The 4,610-nt window shown below is 48.9% G+C and carries 4 protein-coding genes and 1 pseudogene; 4 read left to right on the forward strand and 1 reads right to left on the reverse strand.

Annotated features, from left to right (window positions below; genetic code table 11):
* A partial coding sequence (locus RMO35_RS19350; RefSeq protein WP_309743284.1) for an AIR synthase-related protein occupies positions 1 to 861 on the forward strand: 861 nt, incomplete at its 5' end.
* An 83-nt stretch (positions 862 to 944) separates the two neighbouring features.
* Here RMO35_RS19350 and RMO35_RS19355 read toward each other — a convergent pair.
* Positions 945 to 1,880 (reverse strand): ribonuclease Z, encoded by a 936-nt coding sequence (locus tag RMO35_RS19355; protein WP_309743287.1) that lies wholly within the window; start codon positions 1,878 to 1,880, stop codon positions 945 to 947.
* A gap of 279 nt (positions 1,881 to 2,159) precedes the next feature.
* Between RMO35_RS19355 and RMO35_RS19360 the strand changes: the two genes are divergently transcribed.
* The 3 genes and pseudogenes from RMO35_RS19360 (at position 2,160) to RMO35_RS19370 (ending at position 4,361) form a co-directional block, all read left to right on the forward strand.
* On the forward strand, positions 2,160 to 2,384 hold the full coding sequence (locus RMO35_RS19360; protein WP_309743289.1) for a DUF2281 domain-containing protein: 225 nt from the start codon (positions 2,160 to 2,162) through the stop codon (positions 2,382 to 2,384).
* Complete coding sequence (locus tag RMO35_RS19365; RefSeq protein WP_309743291.1) at positions 2,381 to 2,764, forward strand: type II toxin-antitoxin system VapC family toxin; 384 nt, start codon at positions 2,381 to 2,383, stop codon at positions 2,762 to 2,764. The genes RMO35_RS19360 and RMO35_RS19365 overlap by 4 nt, the downstream gene beginning before the upstream one ends.
* A gap of 103 nt (positions 2,765 to 2,867) precedes the next feature.
* Positions 2,868 to 4,361, forward strand: a pseudogene (locus RMO35_RS19370) (AAA family ATPase).
* Positions 4,362 to 4,610 lie beyond the last annotated feature (249 nt).

A 4,610-nucleotide genomic window follows, 5' to 3' on the forward strand; every position in this document is an offset into this window, starting at 1 on the left:
GAACCCGTCGCCGTCACCGACAATCTCAACTTTGGCAGCCCCGAAAAACCGATCGGGTATTGGCAACTCGCAAACGCCTGCATGGGTTTAGCCGAAGCCTGCACCAAATTTAATACCCCCGTCACAGGTGGTAATGTCTCCCTCTATAATGAAACCTTCGATCCCGCAGGCAATCCCGTCCCGATTTATCCCACCCCCGTCGTTGGAATGGTCGGCATCGTAGAGGATATTACCAAAATCTGCGGTCAAGGCTGGCAAAATTCCGGCGATCTCATCTACCTAATGGGTGTACCGACAACCCTAGGGTACCCACAAGCGGCGTTTTTATTCGGGGGTTCCCCCCGAATAGAAAAACGACAAGACGGGGCACCCCTACAGGTGACTTTAGGCGCTTCTGAATATCTCGCCACCCTGCATCAAACCGTCGCCGGACAACCCCCAACCGTGAATTTCGACCTCGAACTCCAAGTTCAAGCCGCCTGTCGCCACGGGATTCAGCAAGGCTGGATTAAATCGGCTCATGACTCCGCCGAAGGTGGTTTAACCGTCGCGCTGGCAGAATGTTGTATCTCTGGAAACAAGGGTGCGACGATCGAGATTGGGACAGTCGAGAGTCGTTGGGATACGGTGTTATTTGGTGAAGGTGGGGCGAGAATTATCGTCTCGATCGATCCTACTTACCAAGCTGAATTCGAGGCTTATTTAAACACCAATGTGACTGACGCTTGGCAATATTTAGGCGTTGTCGGTACTGCTGACGATCGGTTTCAACTAACTGCCGAAACTAACTTAATCGATCTCGACATCGCCGCGATTACCGAAACTTGGGCAACCGCGATCGAGCGTCGTTTGGATGTCTAGTTAGGAATAAGGATTAAATAACTTGCGTAGGTTGGGTTTAAGCCCGCGAAACCCAACTCTCTAGGGATGTTGGGTTTCTTAAGCTAATCGATCCGTCGCGCGATCTCATGAGTCATCAGATCGTAAGCCATCCGCGTATTCGGAAAAATCGCCCGTGCAGCTTGTAACAAATCGTCCAAACCGATCGGGCTACCTGGTGAGTAACGGGGGCTAAAATGAGTCAGAATTAATTCTTTAGCTCCAGCACCTAGAGCCACTTGTGCCGCCATTGTCGAGGTCGAATGCAGCCTGTCAAAGGCCATATCGGCATCTTGATGGGCAAATGTCGATTCGTGAATCAAGACATCAGCATCCGCCGCCAGCTCGATCGAATTCTCACAGAACACCGTATCGGTACAGTAGACAAACTTGCGTCCGATCTCAGTTTCACCACACAAATCTCGACCATTAATAATTCTGCCATCTGGTAAAGTTACCACCTCACCATTTTTTAACTTCCCATAAATTGGCCCCGAGGGAATGCCTAATGCTTTCGCCTTTTCGAGATTAAATCTGCCGGGTTTATCGGTTTCACTGACACGATAACCGTAAGCCGGAACCTTGTGTTTGAGCGGAATACAAGTGACTGTAAAATCAGCTTCTTTGTAGACGATCCCTGGCTCGATCGTGTGAACTTTCAGCGGATAATTAAGATGAGTATAAGAGTATTTCTGACACGCGCGCAGATACTCATCTAAACCTTTAGGGCCATAAATGTCAATTCGATCGGGACTACCTGCCATGCCGTAGGTCGCCAGCAAGCCCATCAATCCGAAAATATGATCGCCATGCAGGTGCGTCACAAAAATCCGCCGAATCTGGCTGATTTTGACATCGCAGCGCAATAATTGATGCTGAGTCGCTTCACCGCAATCAAATAACCACACCTCGGCCCGTTGCGGGAGATTGAGGGCGATACTAGAAACATTGCGTGTCCTGGTGGGGACACCTGAAGATGTGCCGAGAAAAGTGATTTGCACGTTACTTCGATCTGTCGATCGAGACTGATTGAAACTGCGCTGAGTGGGCATTGACGATCGCGATCGCCTGATGACCCATCCAGATATTATGAATAGTCATGTTGCCACAGGATAACAATATTTTACCCTGCCGATCGATAACCGCACCGGAAATCTTCGCTTTGCTTTACGACTCATTAACGGCAAGGTATTGTCTATGCTCACAGAGAAATATGCCCGAGTTGGCGATCGCGCTGACCTGCTAACCTTCTACAATTAAGGTGTAGTCACACTAAAACTATGCAAGTATCTGTAACAGAAGCCGCAGCTAACCTGGACGAGTTAATCCAAGCTGCCATCAGTGGTGAAGAAGTAATTGTGCTTAACGGCGATCGACCTGCAATTAAATTTACACCGATAGAATCGGTGAAACCTCGTCCAAAATTTGGAAGTGCTAAGGGGCTAGTTTGGATGTCTGAGGATTTCGATGAGCCGTTGGCAGAAATGCAGGAGTATATGGAGTGAGGCAATTACTCGATACGCATACTTTTTTGTGGTTTGTGATGGGAAATCCCCGCATTACGGCAAAATTGAGAGCGCAGATCGAAGATAATGAGAATCTTGTCAGCACTGTTAGCATTTGGGAGATAGCGATAAAATACGGAATTGGCAAGTTAAATCTTGAGATACCTTTCGATGATTTTATCGATCGACAAATAATTCCCAATGGTCTTCAAATATTAGATATTAAACTAGAACATCTCAAGCTAGTCTCCGCTCTGCCACTCCATCATCGCGATCCGTTTGACCGTCTGCTAATTGCTCAAGCAATAACAGAAGACATCTTACTTATCAGTGCCGATCGAGTATTTTCGCTCTATCCAGTTCGATCGATGTGGGAATAGTGGCTGGATGTCCAGCTTGTTGAGTGTAGATTGTATTAAGCTAGGAAAAGATATCGAGCTGCAATCTGGGAAATCCCGAGCCGAAGCGCTTGGCGACCATATTATGACCTTTAGTACCGAATTTGAATTACTTCTGCGGGCGCGATCGCCGCTGATATACATCCCCACCACCGAAGAAGAACGGGTAGAGGGATCGATCGCCAAAGTTGCCCAGCAGCAAGGCAATCGTCCGGTGTATATCTGGGATTTTGTCGATGGTTATCAGGGCAATCCCAACGATTTGGGCTATGGTAAACGCAACCCATTGCAAGCTCTCGAATTTGTCGATAAACTCAGTCCCGATATCTCAGGCATTTTTATTCTCCGCGACTATCACCGCTTTCTCGAAGATGTCTCGATCGCCCGAAAGCTCCGCAATCTCGCCCGCAAACTCAAATCCGAACCGAAAAATATCGTCATTCTCTCGCCCCAGATTACCATCCCCAGCGACCTGAGCGAAGCGATCGTCCTGTTAGAATTTCCCCTCCCCACCGCTACAGAAATCAAAGTCGAGATCGAGCGATTGACTAAAGCGACTGGCAATAACTTGACAAATCAGCAGTTGGACGATCTGGTTCGTGCCTGTCAAGGCTTATCACTAGATCGGATTCGCCGCGTTTTAGCACGCGCGATCGCTACCCACGGCGAGATTCGCCCCGATGATGTCGAACTGGTACTGACCGAAAAACGCCAAACCATCCGCCAAACCCAAATTCTCGATTTCTACCCCGCCAAGGAACAGATTACCGACATCGGTGGCTTAGATAACCTCAAAGACTGGTTGCTGCGCCGTGGCGGTTCCTTTTCCGATCGCGCCCGTCAATACGGTCTCCCGTACCCGCGAGGGCTGCTCCTGGTCGGAATTCAGGGCACTGGTAAATCACTCACTGCTAAAGCGATCTCGCATCACTGGTATTTGCCGCTGTTGCGGTTGGATGTCGGACGCTTATTTGGCGGATTGGTGGGTGAATCCGAATCTCGGACTAGACAGATGATTCAGCTCGCCGAAGCACTCTCGCCCTGCGTGCTGTGGATCGATGAAATCGACAAAGCTTTTGCAGGTATCGATGGTAAAGGCGATGCGGGTACATCCAGTCGTGTATTTGGGACGTTCATCACTTGGCTGACTGAGAAAACCTCCCCCGTGTTTGTCGTCGCCACGGCAAATAATATCGATTCCCTCCCGGCGGAAATGCTCCGCAAGGGAAGGTTTGATGAGATTTTCTTTGTGGGCTTACCCACTAGAGCCGAACGTCGCGCCATTTTTAACGTCCATCTAACAAAACTGCGTCCCCATAACCTCGCTCAGTACGATCTCGATCGATTGGCGTATGAAACTAATGATTTTTCAGGTGCCGAAATCGAACAAACTCTCGTCGAAGCCATGCACATCGGCTTTAGTCAAAATCGCGATTTCACCACTGATGATATTCTATAGTCAGCCACCCAAATGATCCCCCTCGCAGTCACCGCCCAAGTCCAAATTCAATTCCTCCAAGACTGGGCGAATTCTGGTAAAGCACGACTCGCTTCTCGGCAAGCTTTAGGTAAGGGATAGGGTAAGAGGTAAAAGGTAAGAGGTAAAAGAGCCAGTTTTTTAGCCTCCTAGTTACACATCCCCTCGATCCCTTTTACTTAGCATTTCCACTGAAAAAGCGCAGGTATTAACATTGGAAAATACGACGCTGGTGGAGCTTCGGCGAAGTAGTTACCCCTTACCCCGTAACCCCTAACCCATTACCCGTTACGCGTTACCCGTAACCCCTAACCCCTAACCAAAACCCCAAACCCCAATACCAAAACCCAA

It is taken from the genome of Chamaesiphon sp. OTE_20_metabat_361 (assembly GCF_031364565.1).